We start from the raw sequence: 19,728 nt of genomic DNA, 5'->3' as shown, positions 1-19,728 counted from the left end.
TCTGTTTCATTTCGTGTGTTTTATCATGTTGTGTTGTGGTTCTTATTGCTCTATAACGAGCCAATGAATTTTCACCAGAAAATAGGAGGGTTCTATTTTTCTAAAATCATGGTGACCCCTTGCCCACGGGCAGCGCAAATAGAAATGAAACCTTTTCCGCTTCCTTTTTGATCGAGAAGCTTTGCTAAGGTTCCAATAATTCTTCCGCCTGTTGCCGCAAAGGGATGGGCAGCTGCTAAACTACCTCCTTTCACATTTAGCTTATTTCGATCGATTTTCCCTAATGCTTTTTCCAATCCGAACTCTTTAGCCAAATCATCATTTTCCCAGATCTTTATAGTAGCCAGTACTTGAGCAGCAAAAGCTTCATGGATTTCATAGTAGTCAAAATCTTCCAGATTCATATTTGCCTTTTTCAACATTCTTTCTGCGGCAAATACAGGGGCTAACAGGAGATTTTGTCTGTTTTGGACATATTCTATTCCTGCTAACTCTGAAAAAGAAATATAAGCGAGTATTGGGAGGTTATTATTTTTTGCCCATTCTTCACTTGCCAGTAATACCGCTGAGGCTCCGTCTGTAAACGGAGTCGAATTTCCGGCAGTTAATGTTCCGTTCTGTTTATCAAAGGCCGGTTTCAGTTGGGATAGTTTTTCCAGACTGGTATCGCGGCGGAGATTATTATCTTTATCCAGTCCAAAAGCAGGCGTAATCATGTCATCAAAGAAGCCTTCATCATATGCTTTTGCCATATTTTGATGACTCTTTAGTGCCAGCTCATCCTGTTCATGTCTGGGTATTTTATAATATTGTGCCGTTATTTCAGTATGCTCTCCCATTACCAAACCCGTTTGGGGTTCCTGACCTTTGTAGGGGATAGGCATCCAGTCTTTGAATTTAGGACTAAGTAAATGTTTTATTTTTCCAAATACTGATTTTTCCTTATTAGCCTTTAATAATGCTTTTCTTAATCTTGGAGAAGATTCGAAAGGAATATTGCTCATGGCTTCCACTCCACATGCAATTCCGCATTCTATCTGTCCCAGGGCTATTTTATTAGCAATATAAATGGCTGCTTCAATTCCGGTATCACACGCTTGTTGGAGATCACATGCAGGTGTCGCAGGATTAAGGGAAGTATTCATCACAGTTTCTCTGATGAGGTTACTTTCCGAAATATGTTTAATCACTGCACCACCTGCTACTTCACCAAGAATTTTACCTTCCAGATGACAGCGATCTATTAACCCGCCGAGGGCAGCGAGCAAAAGATCCTGATTTCCTTGCTCTGCATAAGCAGTGTTCATCCTTGCAAAAGGAATTCTGTTGTAGCCTACAACAGCGACTTTTTTTGTTGTCATAGCTTGAGTTTTATAATGAATTGATGCTAAGTTCTTTACCGATCATGCTGTTTACTTTGTCTAAAGCCATATTGAGAAACTTGTCATCACCTGTTGTCTTAGAGAGTAAGATCCCTCCTTCAATAAGCATGATGAAAATAGAAGCATAATACTCTGCATCTGCTTCTTTGTTGATTTCCTCTTTATTTTGGCCTTCAAGAATTACCGCTGATATTTTTTTACCCCATTCTTCAAAAGACTTTTTTACCTGATTTTTTAAAAGTGGGAAAGCATCATCAGATTCTGTTGCTGCATTCATAAGAGGGCAGCCGCCGTTTAAAAACACAGTATGCCAGTTTTTTCGGTAAAAATCTGCAAAAGCATAAAGTTTGTCAACAGAGGTTGGGTATTGAGAGCTAAAAGAATGGCTCATTATTTTTCCCAATTGCCCTGCATTATATTTATATACTTCAATAGCAACATGATCTTTGTTCTCAAAGTTTCCATAAATACTTCCTTTAGTCAGCCCCGTTGCATGAGTGATATCTGATAAAGACGTAGAAATATACCCTTTGGTATTGAACAAAGTTGCTGTTTTCTCAATAATAAATTGTTTGGTCTTTTCTGCTTTTGACATTTTCAATTCAAGTTTACAATGCAAATATACAAAATATACCAATCGGTATATTTTTATTTATAAAATTTACCTACACTGATAAGAAAACTCAGGCTATGAATGAAATGACAAACGAAATTGAAATATATCAGGCCAATGTTGCGTTGAGTGTAATTTCAAAATTGAATGCCGCACTTACCGGGCATCCTTCTTCTGCAATTTTGGCATATTTTTGAAATTCTTCTTCTGTAATTCCGGGAACTTTTGCTGTTAGGGTAAGTTCTGATTTTGTGATTTTTCCAATGTTGGGGTCAAGGGTTATCACAGAAGTTGTAGTTAATTCTTCAGGAGTGAATCCTGCTTGTGAAAGTTCTGCACTTAGTTTCATCGTGAAACATCCGGCATGTGCTGCTGCGAGTAACTCTTCCGGATTGGTGCCCACTCCATCTGCAAAGCGGCTATTGAAAGAATACTGGGTTGGTTCAAAGTTGTACTTTGAGTGGTAAGGTGTCCTTTACCTTCTTTAATGGTACCGTTCCAAACGGCTGTTGCATTACGTTTCATATTATTTAGTTAAATATTGGTTGATTTAATGTTTAAAATACACCTTTTTATGGGTGTTTTTTTTAGCCTTAGTATTATTTCGGATTAAATATACAAAAAAACATGATTCGTAAATATTAAATTATAAATCGTGAATGGAGAGAAACTTTTCAATGAAAAAATAAAAAACATGAGGTTATATTGATATTATTTTATCATTTTTACCAATATTTGTAATGCAAACCTTATTATTAATTTTTTTTTCAAAGCTGCCTGTATGAACGGACTAGAAAATATTCTTAGAGAAATAACTCCACTATCTCCTGAAGACAGTTTTCTGGTGTTTGACAGAATAAAGGCATCGTTTGATTTTCCTTACCATTATCACCCGGAGATTGAAATTAATTTGTGTACAAAGGAAAGGGGTACCGCAGGATGATTGGGGATCATACTGGAGAAATAGGTGATATAGAATTGGTATTGGTAGGCCCTAATTTACCACATTGCTGGGCAAATTATAGATGCAAGAACAGGAAGACTCACGAAATTACGATACAGTTTAATCAAGACTTCTTTAATCAGTCGATGATGCAGAAAAATGTCCTGAAACCGATTAATAATCTAATGAAAGATTCAATCAGAGGGATTTTGTTTTCAACAGAAACAGCTGAAAAACTAAAAGATTCGTTTCTCAATCTGTCCAAGATGAACAGCTTTGAGTCCTTTATAGAAATTATGAAAATTCTCAATGAATTGGCGATAGCAGAAGATAAAATACTTTTGTCTTCGTATAGTATTGAATCGGAAACATTTGATGATAATGATAAAATGAAGGTTATTCATGATTTTGTTCATAAGAATTTTGAAATCAAAATAACCTTGGATAATGTGGCCTCATTGGTCAACATGAGTAATGTAACATTCAATAGATTTATTAAAAAGAGAACAGGAAAGACATTTATCAACTACCTTAATGAGATTAGAATAAGTTATGCTGCCAGATGGTTGATGGAAAAAAATCTTACTGTTTTTGAAATTGCTTTTGAAGCTGGTTTCAATAATATTGCCAACTTTAATAAAGTCTTTAAGTCCATTAAAAAGACTACTCCTACCGAGTTCAGGGAACAGTTTAAAGGAGTTAAAAAAATTGAATAATATTATTTTTATTCTATAGTTTCCTTGATTTTTTACAAATCTTTCTTTTTCCATTTGATAAATTCTAAGATAATTCCCCTTTTTTTGATAGAGTTAATTGTTGTTTAATTAACTGGGATGTAGTTATTTATGTGTTTTTAAATTAATGTACTGAAAAAATAATATCGTTTTATGATAAAATAGTATTATATCTGACTGTTAACAAAATTTAGATTTGTTAATGTGAATTAAATCTTAACGAAACTTTAAATAATCTAATGCATAAATGCCAAAATATTGCTAAAAAAACAATAAACTTTTTGGTATTGAAATATAAAGCAATGTGATTGATTCTCAATTAAATCTAACTAATCTAAACCTTATGAGAAAAGCAGTTATACCGGTTCTATTTGTTTTTTCCCTTTCTGCAGTTGCACAGGAAAAAAAAGCGGCCGACACTACGAAGGCAACCGATATTCAGGAGGTCATAGTCACCTCTTTGGGGGTTAAAAGACAGGCTCGCTCTCTTACCTATTCCAGTCAGCAGATTGGAGGGGATGAGCTGACAGAAGTGAAAACGCCCAACCTTTTAAACGCCGTCAATGGAAAAGTTTCCAATGTACAGATCAACAGAACCAATGGTGTAGGTAGCTCGGTAAGGGTGATTATGAGAGGTAATAAATCGGTATCCAATAGCCAGCCTTTGTATGTAATTGATGGAATTCCTATTATCAACGGGACTGGGAAATCAGCAGAGATAGGACAGTATTCAAATATGCCGGATCCAGGGGATGTACTGAGCTCCATTAATCCAGATGATATTGAAAGTATGAACTTCCTGAAGGGGGCTTCTGCTTCTGCATTATATGGTTCTGCCGGAGGAAACGGGGCGATTTTGATTACCACTAAAAAAGGACGTATCGGTAAAAGTTCAATCTCTTATAGCAGCAGTCTCACAGTAGAAAATGCATATAGTCTGCCAAAACTACAAAATAGTTATTTATCTTATGATCCGGCAATATCCGGTCAGGCTCCGGGGGATAATGAATTTAGTTGGGGAGCAAGAGGTGCTTCTAAGAATTATCTTAAAGATTTTCTGAAAACGGGTACCACTTGGGTGAATAGCCTTTCTTTCCAGTCTGGAAATGAGAAATCAACAAACTATTTTTCCATTGGAAATACAACGAATAAAGGGGTCGTTCCAATGTCTTATTTTGATCAGTACAATATTTCTTTCAGAAACTCCAGTAAGTTCTTGGATGATAAATTGACATTGGATGCCAATTTTATCGGTTCAATGCAGGAAAGTAAAAACAGGCAAACACCGGGAGCTTCCTTCTCACCTTTGACTTCTTTATACTGGTTACCGAGAGGAGTAGATTTTGATCAATACGGCCCGAATAATTATTCCTATCTCAATAAAGAAAGATTACTGCCTGCACAAAATTGGTGGGAGATAAAGCCTGATGGAACTTTCAAAAGAAATCCGGAAACTCAGAACCCTTATTGGATTTTAAACAGAAATCCGGTTACAGTGAGCAATAAAAATGCATATGGTGCCGTATCATTGTCCTATCAAATTAATCCTTGGTTATCAACAAGAGTAAGAGGAAACTACAGTTGGAATATTTCCGATAGCCAACGTGATATTGCTGCTTATTCAGCGCCTAGTCTTGTAGCAGGAGGTGAAAATGGAAGAATTTTAAAGAATGTCTATGAAAATTCCTCTACCTATGGAGATGTTTTATTAATTGGTAACCCTAAAATAAGTGAGTCTATTTCATTAGACTTTACAGTAGGAGGAAGTATCAATACGACAAGAAACAAAATTACAGAAATAGATAACGCTTATCTGGCAGCTCCTAACCTGTTTACATTAAATAATTTAAAATGGAATGTAGATAGAAAACCTGGAGACGGATATCACAATATCTATACAAATATGAAAAAGCAGGTACAGTCTGTATTTGCAAGTGCTTCATTAGGGTATAAAAATATGTTTTATGTAGATATGACCTTTAGAAATGACTGGGACTCTACATTATCTCTTACTGGAAGAACCGGATTTGATTACGAATCTGTAGGAGCAAATGCTATCTTATCTTCTATTTTTAAGCTTCCGGAAGTGATTAATTTTTGGAAAATCAGAGGATCTTATGCCACTGTTGGTTTAGGTTTACCTGCTAATATTTCTAATGCAATGGTTGAGTATAGTAAAGGATATTCTTACGGAGTAGATGCAGGAAATATTGTATATCCTAAGAGTTCATTTGTTACGGATCCTAGATATAAAGAACTTTTCCCTAGGCCGGAATTAAACAAAACTTTTGAAGCAGGAACAGAGTTCAGATTATTGAATAATAGATTAAGTTTTGATATTACTTACTATAATTCAAATGCAACGAACCAGTTGTTGGAAACAACAATTTCTTCCAACCTAGGAGGAATTCCTACAGGTTCATACTATATCAATGCAGGTAAAATCAAAAATACCGGTTTTGAAGCTTCATTATCTTATAAAGTATTGAATTCAGAAAAATTAGGTTGGACAACTATGGTGAATGGTTCAGCCAATAAAAATACAATTGTTGAGTTGTTTCCCTCTAGTTTAAGTATTCCACAGGATCAGCTTTTCACTCTTACCGGTGGTGGGCAATATACACAACTTAAGTTAGGCGGATCTTTTGGTGATCTTTATGGAATCAAATTCAAAAGAGATGGTGCGGGACATATTTTGGTTAATGAGAAAGGTGTTCCTCTTGCGGAAAGTAATCCATCTTACTTAGGAAATCCAAACCCTAAGTTTATTATGGGATTCAATAATAGCTTTAATATTGGGAAACTTGGAATTTCTTTCCTTATTGATGGTAAGTTTGGTGGTCAGGTTCTTTCTCTTACTGAGAAAGCAAATGATTTCTATGGAGTAAGCCAGGCTTCTGCTGATGTAAGAAATGCAGGGGGTGTATCTATTCCTAATGCGGTATATGCACCAGGAACTCCTAACGCTGGACAAGCTTATACAGGTTTGACGGATCCAAGAGAATATTATAAAGCAGTAGGAACTACAGAAGGGTATGCAAAAGGAATTGATGAAGCTTATATATACAGTGCTACAACAGTACGTTTACGCCAAGCTACCATTTCATATACATTTGATCTTAATTCAAAATACATGCGAAATGCTACCGTAAGTTTAGTAGGATCCAATCTCTTTTTCTTCTATAAAAAAGCACCGTTTGATCCTGAACAAGTATCTGGAAATACACCAGGAGGAGTAGGAGTAGACTCATTCGGATTACCAGTTACCAGATCTATCGGATTATCATTAAAAGCTAATTTCTAACCTTTACAATTACAAAAATGAAATTCAATCATATTAAAATATTAGCAATTGGAGCATTAATACTATTTTCTGCTACGGGATGTACCAATGATTTTGAACAGTATAATCAAGAAAAATTAGGCGGGCCTGAAAACTTTTATGCAGATTTTATTGCGATCGTTGATCCTATGAAATCTATGCAGAGAGAGTTGCAGGCAGACTATCAGAGATATCCTAACCTTAGTGCAGATATGTATAGTGGAATGTTCAGTACAGCGACTCCATTCAATGGGGGAGTGAATAACCTTACATACTCCATGGTGGAGGATTGGAATAATAAAATTATCAATAAACAAAAGGATATTTTCAATTTTTCTCTTATTATTGATGATGCTGCAAATAAAGTATATTCAGGAATAGATTTCACAGGATTTTTTGCGGTAAAAAAAGTGCTTAAAGTAATTACTGCAGCAAGAGTGTCTGATAATCATGGCCCTGTAGTTTATAGTAAATATTCAACACCTAATCCTAATGGAGTAACCGATTTCGATTCTCAGGAAGCAGCTTATAATTATTTCATAGCAGATCTTACTTCCGCAATCAATGATCTACAAAAAGTAATTGCAAGTTCTGCTAAAGAAAGAGTAGAAGATAAATCTGCTTTGAAGAAAGCCGATTTAGTGTATGGTGGAAGTATGGCTCAATGGGCAAAATTAGCCAACTCTCTGAAGTTGAGGTTGGCCATGAGAATGAGTTATGCAGATCCGGTAAAATCAAGACAATACGCAGAGGAAGCCTTATCTTCATCCGCAGGACTTATTACAGAAAATACCGATAATGCTTTAATTAGTGTAGGGCAATCTGAGTTGAGTTTTATTATCTATTCTTGGGGAGATTGTATGATAGGAGCTCCTTTAATGGCTTATATGAATGGCTATAAAGATCCGAGACTTTCCGCTTATGCTCTTCCTACAACAGATGTTCAGATTAAAGATATTGCTCAATTTAAATATTTAGGAATACGTCAGGGAATTAATTTATTAAATGGTAAATCAACCTATGGCGAATTTTCTAAACCACAAGCAAAAGCGGCATCAGGAGATTACTTTTCAGCAACAGATGGTAAGCTTAAGATATTTACTGCTGCGGAAACCTGGTTTTTGAAAGCTGAAGCGGCGTTGAGAGGATATGCAGGAGCAGGAGATATACAAACCAATTATCAAACCGGCGTACAACAATCTTTCGGAGAATGGGGAAAGGCAGCGGATGTAAATACTTATCTTGCTAATTCTACAGACACAGAAATGCCTTATGTGGATCCTAAAAATGCTTCCAATAATGTAAATGCAGGAGATTCTCAGCTAAGTACAATTACTATTGCATGGAATAATAGTGATTCTAACGAAAGAAAGCTGGAAAGAATTATTACTCAAAAATGGCTTTCTCTTTATCCAAATGGCCCTGAAGCTTGGGCTGAACAAAGAAGAACAGGATATCCAATTCTCTTTAAAGTAAGAGAAAATAATAGCGGCGGAACTATTAGTACTGAAGAAATGATCAGAAGAATTCCTTATACCATCAGTACCAAACGTCATTGTATAATTATCAGCAAGCCGCACAAATGCTTAATGGGGCGGATACTGGAGGAACCAAGCTATGGTGGGATAAAAAATAATCAAATCACTTCAATAATACAGAGGCATCTCAGGTCAGATTTATCTGATTCATTCAGGCAGGAGAGGTACGTAGGCTCTCCAAAAAATTTATAGTTTCGTTTTTTAGCCGGAATGAGTCTTGAGGTGTTCTCTTTTTTCTAGAATCTTATTTTTAAATATGGGAAAAAACAACTCCGAAACCCGTCGGATTCAGCCGATTCTTTGGATATCCACATTATATTTTGCAATGGGTGTACCTTTTGTGACCATTAATGCGGTTTCAGGAATTATGTATAAAGACATGGGCGTTTCGGATTCACAGATCACATTCTGGACGGCATTTATTATGTTTTCATGGACGCTAAAACCGCTTTGGAGCCCGTTTCTGGAGATCTATAAAACCAAAAAATTCTTCGTTGTTGTTACCCAGTTTGCCATAGGGATTCTGTTTGCTCTGATCGCATTAAGTCTGCCGTTACATGATTTTTTCAAATACAGTATTGCACTTTTTGCAGTCGTTGCATTTTGTGGAGCAACTCATGATGTCGTTGCAGACGGAACCTATATTGGTTTTCTGAGTAATAAAGAACAGGCCAGATATATCGGTTGGCAGGGAGCGTTTTACAATCTTGCTAAAATTATCAGCAGTGGAGCTTTAGTATATGTTGCCGGAGTTTTAGAGAAAACAAAAGGAGTTACCAATGCCTGGATGATCATTATGGTGATCTATGCCTTATTATTCTTTGCATTGGCTGTTTATCATTATTTGATTTTACCTAAAGAAGAGAAAAATCAGAAAGAAGAAAAGACAGCAGGAAATGTTCGCCAAGAATTATGGGAAGTAATTACTTCTTTCTTTACCAAAAAGAAAATTCTGTGGTGTATCCTGTTCATCATCTTGTACCGTTTTGCAGAAGGTTTTGCAATCAAAATTGCCCCTTTGTTTTTTAAAGCACCAAGAACTTCAGGCGGACTAGGGTTGTCAACTTCAGATATCGGTCTTATCTATGGGACATACGGTTCTGCAGCATTTATTTTGGGATCTGTTTTGGCGGGATATTTTATTTCAGCTCGCGGATTGAAAAGATCTTTGATATGGTTGTGCTGCGCATTCAATATCCCGTTTGTAGTATATGCATTATTGGCTTATTATCAGCCGGTTGATCTTTTGCCTGTAGGAATAGCTGTTGTCGTAGAATATTTTGGCTATGGTTTTGGCTTTGTGGGATTAATGCTTTACATGATGCAGCAGATTGCTCCCGGAAAACATAAAACAGCCCATTATGCTTTTGCCACAGGGATTATGAACCTCGGAGTAATGATTCCCGGAATGTTCAGTGGAATGATTAGTGACTGGATAGGATATAAGATGTTCTTTATCTGGGTGTTGGTTGCTACAATTCCTGCATTTCTTGTGACCTTATTTGTTCCTTTCCCTTATTCAGAAAATCAGAAAGAAGAATAATTCAATTATTAAACAAATTTTAAATAAAAAGTAAAAAATACTTTATGACAGCTCAATCAGTAATGATCCCTTGGCAGGATCGCCCGGAAGGTTGTAATGATACGATGTGGAGGTTTTCCGAAAACCCGATCATTGATAGATATGCCATACCAACATCCAATAGTGTATTCAATAGTGCTGTAATTCCTTTCGAAGATGGTTTTGCAGGAGTGTTCCGTTGTGATAATAAAGCCGTACAAATGAATATTTTTGCAGGGTTTAGTAAAGACGGGATCAATTGGAATATCAATCATGATCCGATTAAAATGCAGGCAGGAAATACCGATATGATTGAATCCGATTACAAATATGATCCCCGGGTTACCTTTATAGAAGACCGTTATTGGATCACATGGTGTAATGGATATAATGGACCTACCATTGGAATTGGATATACTTTTGATTTTAAAGAATTTTTTCAATGTGAAAATGCATTCCTTCCCTTCAACAGAAATGGAGTTCTTTTTCCTGAGAAAATCAATGGCAAATATGCAATGTTGAGCCGCCCTAGTGATAACGGACATACTCCTTTTGGAGATATTTATATCAGTTATAGTCCTGATATGAAGTATTGGGGTGAGCACCGTTGTATAATGAAAGTAACTCCTTTTGAAGACAGTGCATGGCAGTGTACTAAAATTGGCGGTGGGCCGGTGCCCATCAAAACAGAAGAAGGATGGCTGTTGTTCTATCATGGAGTTATCAATACCTGTAATGGGTTTAGATATTCAATGGGAGCGGCTTTACTTGACCTTGAAGATCCTTCGAAAGTATTGTATAGAACAAAACCTTATTTACTGGCTCCCGCAGAGTTGTATGAGTTGGCAGGAGATGTACCAAATGTGGTTTTTCCTTGTGCAGCCTTAACGGAAGGAGACAAAGTAACCGTATATTATGGTGCAGCCGATACTGTAGTGGCGATAGCCTTTGGATATATTTCAGAAATTATTGATTTTATGAAAAAGAATTCAATCTAAATATTCTAAGATTAAAAAAATATGCTAAACAGCTTAATTTCTCTCCTTTTTGGGATTTTTGTAATGGTTTTCATATTTTTAAACAAACTTTTAAATTAAACAATCCCTGATACTCTCTTATCATGAAAAAAGAATTGCTGATCTGTTTTTTTACCACTCTGATTTCTATAACGAATGCTCAACAAAATAAAAATGACATTTTATCCTGGGTAGATCCGTTTATAGGAACAGGAGGACATGGGCACACTTTTCCAGGAGCAACTACACCATTTGGAATGATTCAGCTGAGTCCGGATCAAAATACAAAGAGTGGCGATTGGGACTGGTGTTCCGGATACCATTACAGCAGTAAAACGATTATGGGATTCAGTCATAATCACCTTAGTGGAACAGGTTGGGCTGATCTTGGAGATATTCTGGTAATGCCAACAGTAGGACAGGTGAAAATGGTACCTGGATCGGAAGACAAGCCTGAAACTGGATACCGATCAACATTCAGTCATGATAAAGAAACAGCTGCGCCAGGATATTATTCAGTAATGCTGGATAGTTATGGGATTAAAGCAGAACTTACCGCTTCACCAAGAGTAGGATTCCATAAATACACATTTCCGAAGAGTGATGAGGCCAATATTATTATTGATCCTACCAATAAGATCTTCGGAAATATTTATCATACATTGGTAAGTGTAGAAGGGAATAACAAAATAAAAGGGTATTGCTACAGCAATGGCTGGGGCGGAAAGAGATTTGCTTATTTCGTCATGGAATTTTCCAAGCCGTTTAAATCCTATGGAGTATATGCTGAAGGGAAAATAAAAAACAACGAGAAAATTGCTTTGGCAAAAGATGCAAAAGCATTTGTAAGATTTGCGACAGAAGCCAATGAAAGCATTGAAGTAAAAGTTTCCTTATCGCCTGTAAGTACAGAAAATGCTCAGGAAAACTTTGATACGGAAGCAAAAAATGTGGATTTTGCAACAGCTAAAGAAACAGCACAAAAAACATGGCGCGATCTTATTGGCAGATTCCAGGTAACCGGAGGAACCGATAATCAGAGAAAAATTTTCTATACAGGAGTTTACCACACCTTTATCGCTCCCAATCTTTATATGGATGCTAACGGAGATTATGTAGCGGCTGAAGAAAATATGAATACCAAATGGTTTACCAATTACAGTACTTATTCTTATTGGGACGGATTCAGAGCAACGCACCCGTTATTGACCATTATGGATCAGAAACATACTAAAGAATTTGCAAATTCCTTAATCAGTAGATATACCGATCGTAAAGATCATATGCCGATCTGGGAACTTTGCGGATATGATAATTTCTGTATGTTGGGCTATCACAGTGCATCAGTAATCTGGGATGCAATTTCAAAAGGAGTGCCGGGTATTGATGGTGAAAAAGCATTTGCCGCAATGAAAGATGCTTCTCTGACAGATAAAATGAGCAGTAGCGATGGTGGCGGCGGTCTTAATGATTATATTAAATTAGGTTACTCTCCTTCAGAAAATGGAGCTTCTGTTTCTGCTACATTAGAATATTCATATGATGACTGGTGTATTCAGCAGCTGGCTGAAAAATTAGGAAAGAAAGAGGAAGCAGAAGTATACAGAAAAAGATCTATGAACTTCCTGAATACTTTCAATAAAGAAAATAACCATTTTTGGCCAAGACAGAAAGATGGTAAATTCTTAGCAGATTTTCCGCTTAACGATTGGAAAAAGCTTCAGCCCCATTGGGTTTCCGGAAATATTTGGGCTTATGATTTCTTTGTTCCCCATCAGATAGATGAAATGATGAATTTGTATGGTGGGAAGAAAGCTTTTGAAGAAAAACTGGATAAGACATTTACTGAAAACCTTAAGATGGAAGGAGAGCAGCATGTTGATATTTCAGGATTCATTGGGTCTTTAGGATTTGGAGATGAACCTGGGCATCATGTTCCTTATTTGTACAACTATGCAGGAAGTCCTTATAAAACACAGAAAATGGTAAATACATCCGTGATAATATGTATGCTGCCAAACCAGATGGAATTGTGAATAACGAAGACTGCGGACAAATGTCAGCATGGTATATTTTCTCATCATTAGGATTCTATCCTGTAACACCAGGAAAACCTGTATATGCTATTGGAGCACCACAGTTCCCGAAAGCTTCATTACAACTTGAAAACGGAAAAACTTTCACGGTGATTGCTGATAAAATTTCAGATAAAAATATCTATGTACAGAAAATGTTCCTGAACGGAAAAGAGTATAAAAGCTGGGAACTGAATCACAGTGATATTATGAATGGCGGCGAGCTGAGATTTGTAATGGGAAGTAAGCCTGTAAAATAAAGACTAATAAAAATTAAACGAAATAAACGTATCAATGGAAAGGAGAGATTTTATTAAAACAAGTGCACTGGCAGGAGCTGGATTGCTATTTACTCAGAATGTTTTTGCCAAAAACCTGGTGACGGAGGATTTTCCTATTGTCCGTGTTCCTAAAGATAAAAGACATTTTACTAGTGAATCTGTAGAAAGTGCTATTGCAGCTTTTAAAAAGAAAGTAAACAATAAAGAATTGAGCTGGCTTTTTGAAAACTGTTTCCCTAATACATTAGATACTACTGTCTTCTATAGTGAAACCAACGGAATACCGGATACTTATGTGATTACAGGAGATATTGACGCGATGTGGCTTCGTGACAGTTCTGCACAGGTATTTCCTTATCTGCAGTTCTCAAAGAAAGATGAGAAACTTCATAAACTGATTTCCGGAGTTATCCACAAACAGACCACTTTCATCCTGAAAGATCCTTATGCCAACGCATTCTACAATGATGACAAGAAAATAAGCAAATGGGAGGAATATGACCATACCGATATGAAACCGGGAACCCATGAAAGAAAATGGGAAATCGATTCTCTGTGTTACCCTATCCGTCTGGCCTATCATTTCTGGAAAACAACCGGAGATACAAAACCATTTGATAACAATTGGCTACAAGGAATAAAACTTACTTTACAGACTTTTACCGAACAGCAGAGGAAAAAAGATTTAGGATCTTATAAATTTGAACGTACAACAGCCTGGGCTACCGATGGTGTTCCTATGGGTGGATATGGGTATCCAACAAAACCTGTAGGCCTTATCAGCTCCATGTTCCGTCCAAGTGATGATGCTACAATCTATGGATTTTTGATTCCTTCGAACTTATTTGCTGTGGTAAGTTTACGTCAGGCAGCAGAAATGGTTGCTCAGATAAAAAACGAAAAAACATTGGCTCAGCAATTAAACAGCCTTGCTGATGAGGTAGATGCAGCCATTAAAAAATACGGAATTTACAATCATCCTCAATTTGGAAAAATATATGCTTTTGAAGTGAATGGCTTTGGAAGTTATAACCTGATGGATGATGCGAACTGCCCAAGTTTGTTAGGATTGCCTTATCTGGATGCGGTGAAAGCAGACGACCCTGTGTATCAGAACACGAGAAAATTTGTTTGGTCGGAAAATAACCCATTCTTCTTTAAAGGTAAACTGGCAGAAGGGATAGGAGGTCCACATATTGGACTGGATATGATCTGGCCAATGAGTATCATTATGAAAGCGCTCACTTCAAAAGATAAAAGTGAGATCAAATGGTGTATAGATACCTTACAGAAAACGCACGGTGGGACAGGCTTTATGCATGAATCCTTCCATAAAGACAACGACAAAAAATTTACCAGAGAATGGTTTGCATGGGCAAATACATTATTTGGCGAATTGTTGTGGAAAACCTTTAACGAAAACCCTGAATTACTGAAATAACCCTCCATCCTATATGGCTTATTCATCTTAAGATACCTTCCTTGAAAAGAGGGGATCAAGGGATCGCTATATAAAAATCAGACACCAAAACACCCTAAAAATTATACAATGAAAAAAAAATCAATCCTTACCACAGCACTGATGGCCATTGCGCTTCATTCAGGTTCTCTGCTTAATGCACAACAGCTTAATCCTACAGGGATATGCTATGTAGAAGTGAACAATAATAACATCCTGAATGCAGGATCGTACAAACTGCAAACATCGGGTAGTTATCTGTTCAATGTGGTGAATATTTTTGCGGCTAATATTAATTATGATACCAGCCGTGGAAGAGCCTACTTGTATTCTAATAATAATGTGACCAAAGTTCTTACCAATGCGGATACCTATATAAAACCACTTCAGCAGAAAGGAATGAAAGTAGTTCTTACCATTCTGGGAAATCACCAGGGAGCAGGAATATGTAATTTCCCAACCCGTGAGGCAGCAAAAGACTTTGCATTACAATTAGCCAATACAGTAAATACTTATGGTCTGGATGGGATTGATTTTGATGATGAATATTCAGAATATGGAAAAAATGGAACAGGGCAGCCTAATGACAGCTCTTTTGTAATGCTTGTTCAGGAATTAAGAGCACTTCTTCCGGATAAAATCATTTCATTCTATTATTATGGAGATGCCGCTTCAAGGCTTTCATGGAATGGAGCCAGAGTAGGAGATAACGTGAATTACAGCTGGAATGCCATGTACGGAACATTCTCTGCTCCAAATGTCCCTCCGCTTACCAAAGCCCAGATCTCTCCTGCAGCCGTATGGATGGGAAATACTTCCAATTCTACAACAACCAGTCTGGCCACTCAGACAAAGAATGGCGGATATGGAGTATTTATGTGGTATGATCTTCATGGAACCAATGAAACTGCACAACTCTCCGCAGGAACCCAAACATTATATGGACAGCCAACCGTTTTAAGCGGTACTTTACAATCTTGGACACAAGGAACCAATTGTGATGCTCCTATCGGATTGTATACAAGCAATATTACCGGAACCAGCGCAAAACTAAACTGGTCAGCAGTAGGAACCAGTACTTATGATATTGATTATAAACCAGCTTCTTCAACAACATGGACTAATGCGGTATCTGCAACAAATTCAACGTCTGTAACGGTTTCCGGATTAGCTGCTAATACCGAGTATGACTGGAGAATCAGAACAAACTGCAGTGTAAAAAGTGCTTATATGTTCGCCCCAAGATTCAACAGTGGATCAGGGGGAACAACACCGTCCGGTTCTTATGCTCTTTCTTTGGATGGAACAAGTGAATCGGGAGCTGCAGGAAATCTTAATCTGACAGGTTCAGCATTGTCTTTGAGGGATGGATCAAACCTTCCTCTTTCAAATCAGCATCTCCGTTTATCTCATCTATTATGGGAACAGAAATTGGTGATACTAATTCAGCGTTATTAAGATTAGGGGATGCCGGTCTTGTCAATAATAAACTTCAGTTTGTATTGAGCATCAATAATGTGCAACAAAAACTGGCTTCCACTACAGCCTTGAATGCTAATACCTGGTATCATGTAGCAGCAACTTACGATGGAGCTTCAATGAAACTTTATATCAATGGTACTCTAGATGCAAGCAGAGCTCAAACAGGAAGTCTTAGTTCAAACGGAGCTTTTAATGTTGGTTATTCCTATAATACATCTAGAAATTTTAACGGTAAAATAGATGAGGTTAGAGTTTGGAAGCGAGCATTAAGTCAGACGGAGATCAGTCAGAATATGTGTGCTATTTCACTTCCTGCTTCTTCGTTGGCTGCTTATTGGAAATTTAACGAAGGAAGTGGTTCTACCGTTCAGGATAGTTCAGGAAATGGAGCAACTTTAACCTTAACAGGAGTAGATGCTTCAAACTGGGTGACAGATCTTCCATGTCCTGCAGGAACTTCAAAGACAACATCCACTCAAAGAAGTATAAGTACTGGAGAAATAAATACTAAAGATTTAATCAAAATTTTCCCGAATCCAATCAATAAATCTTCATCGTTTACGGTTTCTGTTCCCGATGAATATAACAAAGGAAAATTGACAATCTTTGATTTTTATGGAAGAATTATGGGAACAAAATCATTGAATACAGGAAATAATCAGTTTGATTCCTCCGGAATGCAATCAGGAAATTATATCCTTCAGTTCGAATCTCAAAATGGAAGCATAAAACAAACAGAGAAATTAATGATAAAATAATAAAACAGTCATTGGGCTCAGGCTCAATGGCTTTTCCTATTCTAATAAAATTAATATACAATGAAAAAAAAATCCTTTCTTATTCCCCTGATGGCCTTAATGCTACAGGCTGGTTCTCAACTTAAAGCCCAGCAGCTTAACCCTTTGGGAGTCTGTTATGTGGAAGTAAATAACAACAATATGCTGAATGCAGGTTCTTATACTTTACAGAATACGAACAGACAGCTTTTTGATGTGGCTATTATCTTCGCTGCCAACATCAATTATGATGTATCTAAAAGCAGAGCCTATATTTCCAATAATAATAATGTGACCAAGGTTCTGAATGATGTAAATACTTATGTAAAACCTTTACAGCAAAAAGGAATTAAGGTATTACTGGATATTCTGGGAAATCACCAGGGAGCAGGGATCTCCAATTTTCCGAATCGTGAAGCAGCAAGAGATTTTGCTTTACAGGTAGCTCATACAGTAAACACCTATGGTTTGGATGGAGTGGATCTTGATGATGAATATGCTGGATATGGAAATAACGGTACAGGACAACCCAATAATAGCTCTTTTGTCATGTTGTTGCAAGAACTTAGAGCCGCGATGCCTGATAAACTGATTACTTTCTATTATTATGGGCCTGCAACTTCCAGACAAACGTATAATGGGGATTTAGCAGGAAATTATATCAATTACAGCTGGAATGCCATATATGGAAACTATATAATACCCAATGTTCCACCTCTTGATAAAACAAAGCTTTCTCCTGCCGCAACATGGATACAAAACTCTAACTCCGGATCTACTTCTGCATCCACATTGGCAACTTTAGCAACCAATACAAAGAATGACGAATATGGTGTATTTATGTGGTATGACCTGGGAGGAACTAATGTTGCTAATTATCTGAGTACCGGTTCCAATATTCTTTATAATGAAAATACTCAATTAAGCGGCCAGTTGTATTCATGGAGCCAAGGCCAAACCTGTGATCCGCCTTTGGGACTTGATGTGAGCAATGTTACAGGGACTTCAGCCAAATTAAACTGGACTTCTAATGCTTCTCAAACCTATAATATCGACTATAAACCAGCGAATTCAACAACATGGGTGAATGTAGCCAGTAATTACTCAGGAAATAATTTGGTCATCAGTAATTTAACTTTAAATACGGATTATGACTGGAGAATACAATCTAACTGCTCTCCGACATTGACAAGTACTTACCTTTTTGCTCCTAGATTCAATTCTGGGAACGGATGTGCAACGCCTTCAGGATTAACATCCGGAAGCTATCTTGGAAATTCAACTCAGTTGTCATGGGATACCGGAACAGCTTCTTCGTATACATTGCAATACAAACAACTGCAGCTACTGCATGGAATGAAATTCAAAATATTAATGTCAATAGCTATTCTTTACAGAATCTTACCCCTAATACAAACTATGTATGGAAAGTACAAGCAACATGTAATGGAGGAACTACAAGCAGTTATTCAGGAGAAGGAGCGTTCAATAGTGGTTTTGCACCCGTATCAAGCCCTGGGCCAAGATCACTTTCCTTTAACGGAAGTACAAATTATCTGAATGCGGGACAATTTAATTTGAGTGGAAATGCTGTAACCATTGAAGGCTGGGTAAAAGTAAATGCATTCAAATCTGCTTTCCCTAATATTTCATCAGTTCTTGGTATTGAAGTAGGAGATAACAACTCTGCGATGTTGAGGTTCGGGGATGGTGGTCTGGCCAATAATAAACTTCAGTTTATCCTAAGTTTCGGTTCTTCTCAGGTGAAAATGAATACCAATACTGCATTTAATACTAATACATGGTATCATATAGCCGCAACGTATGATGGAACCGCCATGAAATTATATGTGAATGGTAATCTTGATGCAAGTACTCCGGTTACAGGGAACTTTACAGCAAATGGTATTCTTTATTTAGCCAGAAATTATGACAATTCCCGTGCTCTGAATGGTTCTTTGGATGAATTCAGAGTCTGGAAAAGAGCATTAACGGCTCAGGAAATTATGGATAACAGATGTAATGTGACGGCAAACTCACAAGGGCTGGAAGCCAATTGGAAAATGGATGAAGGAAGTGGAATAGGCGCTCTGGATACCACTCCGAATACGCATTTTGCAACATTGGTGAATATGAATGATACCAACTGGAAAACAGAAGTTCCTTGTAATGGATCTTTATCTGTAAGAGATGTTGAGACTGTAAAAGAGAGCAATGCTGTGTATCCAAATCCTGTTAAAAGAGGAAGTGATATTCACTTTACCATTACTGATAACTCTAGTGAAGTTTCGTTCTATGATGTTTCAGGAAAATTATTAAAAAAACAGCATGTTACTCAAAATAATAATACGGTGAATACGCAGGATTTAGCCACGGGTACTTATATTTACAAAATTGCATCCTCAAAAAATAAAGAAGTATCATCAGGTAAGATTATCGTGAAATAACAATCAGTTATAGAAATGTTTATCTGAAATAAGATAAAAGACCAATCATAAAACGGGCAAGCAGAATTAGCTCTTGTTTGCCTGTTTTTTAAGAGTAGA

Annotated in this window: 13 protein-coding genes and 2 pseudogenes; 12 read left to right on the top strand and 3 right to left on the bottom strand. The window is 36.9% G+C overall.

What is annotated here, in order from left to right; genetic code table 11:
- Window positions 1-92 precede the first annotated feature (92 nt).
- The 3 genes and pseudogenes from QWZ06_RS25380 to QWZ06_RS25370 all read right to left on the bottom strand — a co-directional run bounded on the left by QWZ06_RS25380 (window position 93) and on the right by QWZ06_RS25370 (window position 2,520).
- Window positions 93-1,361, bottom strand: coding sequence for an acetyl-CoA C-acetyltransferase (locus tag QWZ06_RS25380; protein ID WP_290301912.1), 1,269 nt, complete (start codon window positions 1,359-1,361; stop codon window positions 93-95).
- A 10-nt stretch (window positions 1,362-1,371) separates the two neighbouring features.
- On the bottom strand, window positions 1,372-1,977 hold the full coding sequence (locus QWZ06_RS25375) for a TetR/AcrR family transcriptional regulator (protein WP_290301911.1): 606 nt from the start codon (window positions 1,975-1,977) through the stop codon (window positions 1,372-1,374).
- A 127-nt stretch (window positions 1,978-2,104) separates the two neighbouring features.
- Window positions 2,105-2,520, bottom strand: a pseudogene (locus tag QWZ06_RS25370) (OsmC family protein).
- A 256-nt stretch (window positions 2,521-2,776) separates the two neighbouring features.
- Between QWZ06_RS25370 and QWZ06_RS28060 the strand changes: the two are divergent.
- The 12 genes and pseudogenes from QWZ06_RS28060 (at window position 2,777) to QWZ06_RS25310 (ending at window position 19,629) form a co-directional block, all read left to right on the top strand.
- Window positions 2,777-2,938, top strand: a complete 162-nt coding sequence (locus tag QWZ06_RS28060; protein WP_353960037.1) for a cupin domain-containing protein — start codon at window positions 2,777-2,779, stop codon at window positions 2,936-2,938.
- On the top strand, window positions 2,908-3,654 hold the full coding sequence (locus tag QWZ06_RS25365) for an AraC family transcriptional regulator (RefSeq protein ID WP_353960036.1): 747 nt from the start codon (window positions 2,908-2,910) through the stop codon (window positions 3,652-3,654). Before QWZ06_RS28060 ends, QWZ06_RS25365 begins: the two co-directional genes overlap by 31 nt.
- 361 nt (window positions 3,655-4,015) lie before the next feature.
- Window positions 4,016-6,976 carry a SusC/RagA family TonB-linked outer membrane protein gene (locus QWZ06_RS25360; protein WP_290301910.1) on the top strand — a complete coding sequence of 987 codons (2,961 nt, stop codon included), beginning with the start codon at window positions 4,016-4,018 and terminating at the stop codon, window positions 6,974-6,976.
- 17 nt (window positions 6,977-6,993) lie between these two features.
- Complete coding sequence (locus QWZ06_RS25355; protein ID WP_290301909.1) at window positions 6,994-8,724, top strand: SusD/RagB family nutrient-binding outer membrane lipoprotein; 1,731 nt, start codon at window positions 6,994-6,996, stop codon at window positions 8,722-8,724.
- Window positions 8,725-8,788: 64 nt separating this feature from the next.
- Complete coding sequence (locus QWZ06_RS25350; RefSeq protein WP_290301908.1) at window positions 8,789-10,075, top strand: MFS transporter; 1,287 nt, start codon at window positions 8,789-8,791, stop codon at window positions 10,073-10,075.
- Between the two features lie 44 nt (window positions 10,076-10,119).
- Complete coding sequence (locus QWZ06_RS25345) at window positions 10,120-11,091, top strand: glycoside hydrolase family 130 protein (RefSeq protein WP_290301907.1); 972 nt, start codon at window positions 10,120-10,122, stop codon at window positions 11,089-11,091.
- 122 nt (window positions 11,092-11,213) lie between these two features.
- A pseudogene (locus QWZ06_RS25340) lies at window positions 11,214-13,444 on the top strand (GH92 family glycosyl hydrolase).
- 34 nt (window positions 13,445-13,478) lie between these two features.
- The gene (locus tag QWZ06_RS25330) at window positions 13,479-14,906 is read left to right on the top strand and encodes a glycoside hydrolase family 125 protein (RefSeq protein WP_290301903.1); all 1,428 of its coding nucleotides are present in this window, start codon (window positions 13,479-13,481) and stop codon (window positions 14,904-14,906) included.
- A gap of 108 nt (window positions 14,907-15,014) precedes the next feature.
- Window positions 15,015-16,382, top strand: a complete 1,368-nt coding sequence (locus QWZ06_RS25325) for an endo-beta-N-acetylglucosaminidase H (protein WP_290301902.1) — start codon at window positions 15,015-15,017, stop codon at window positions 16,380-16,382.
- Window positions 16,343-17,164: a LamG-like jellyroll fold domain-containing protein gene (locus QWZ06_RS25320; protein ID WP_290301901.1), complete on the top strand. Its 822-nt coding sequence runs from the start codon at window positions 16,343-16,345 to the stop codon at window positions 17,162-17,164. Before QWZ06_RS25325 ends, QWZ06_RS25320 begins: the two co-directional genes overlap by 40 nt.
- A 60-nt stretch (window positions 17,165-17,224) precedes the next feature.
- Complete coding sequence (locus QWZ06_RS25315; protein ID WP_290301900.1) at window positions 17,225-18,742, top strand: endo-beta-N-acetylglucosaminidase H; 1,518 nt, start codon at window positions 17,225-17,227, stop codon at window positions 18,740-18,742.
- Window positions 18,743-18,759: 17 nt separating this feature from the next.
- On the top strand, window positions 18,760-19,629 hold the full coding sequence (locus tag QWZ06_RS25310) for a LamG-like jellyroll fold domain-containing protein (protein ID WP_290301899.1): 870 nt from the start codon (window positions 18,760-18,762) through the stop codon (window positions 19,627-19,629).
- Window positions 19,630-19,728 lie beyond the last annotated feature (99 nt).

This window comes from Chryseobacterium tructae (assembly GCF_030409875.1).
GTDB lineage: Bacteria > Bacteroidota > Bacteroidia > Flavobacteriales > Weeksellaceae > Chryseobacterium > Chryseobacterium tructae.
The sequence above is the reverse complement of the archived record's forward strand: the minus strand, read 5'-3'. Positions and strand labels throughout refer to the sequence as shown.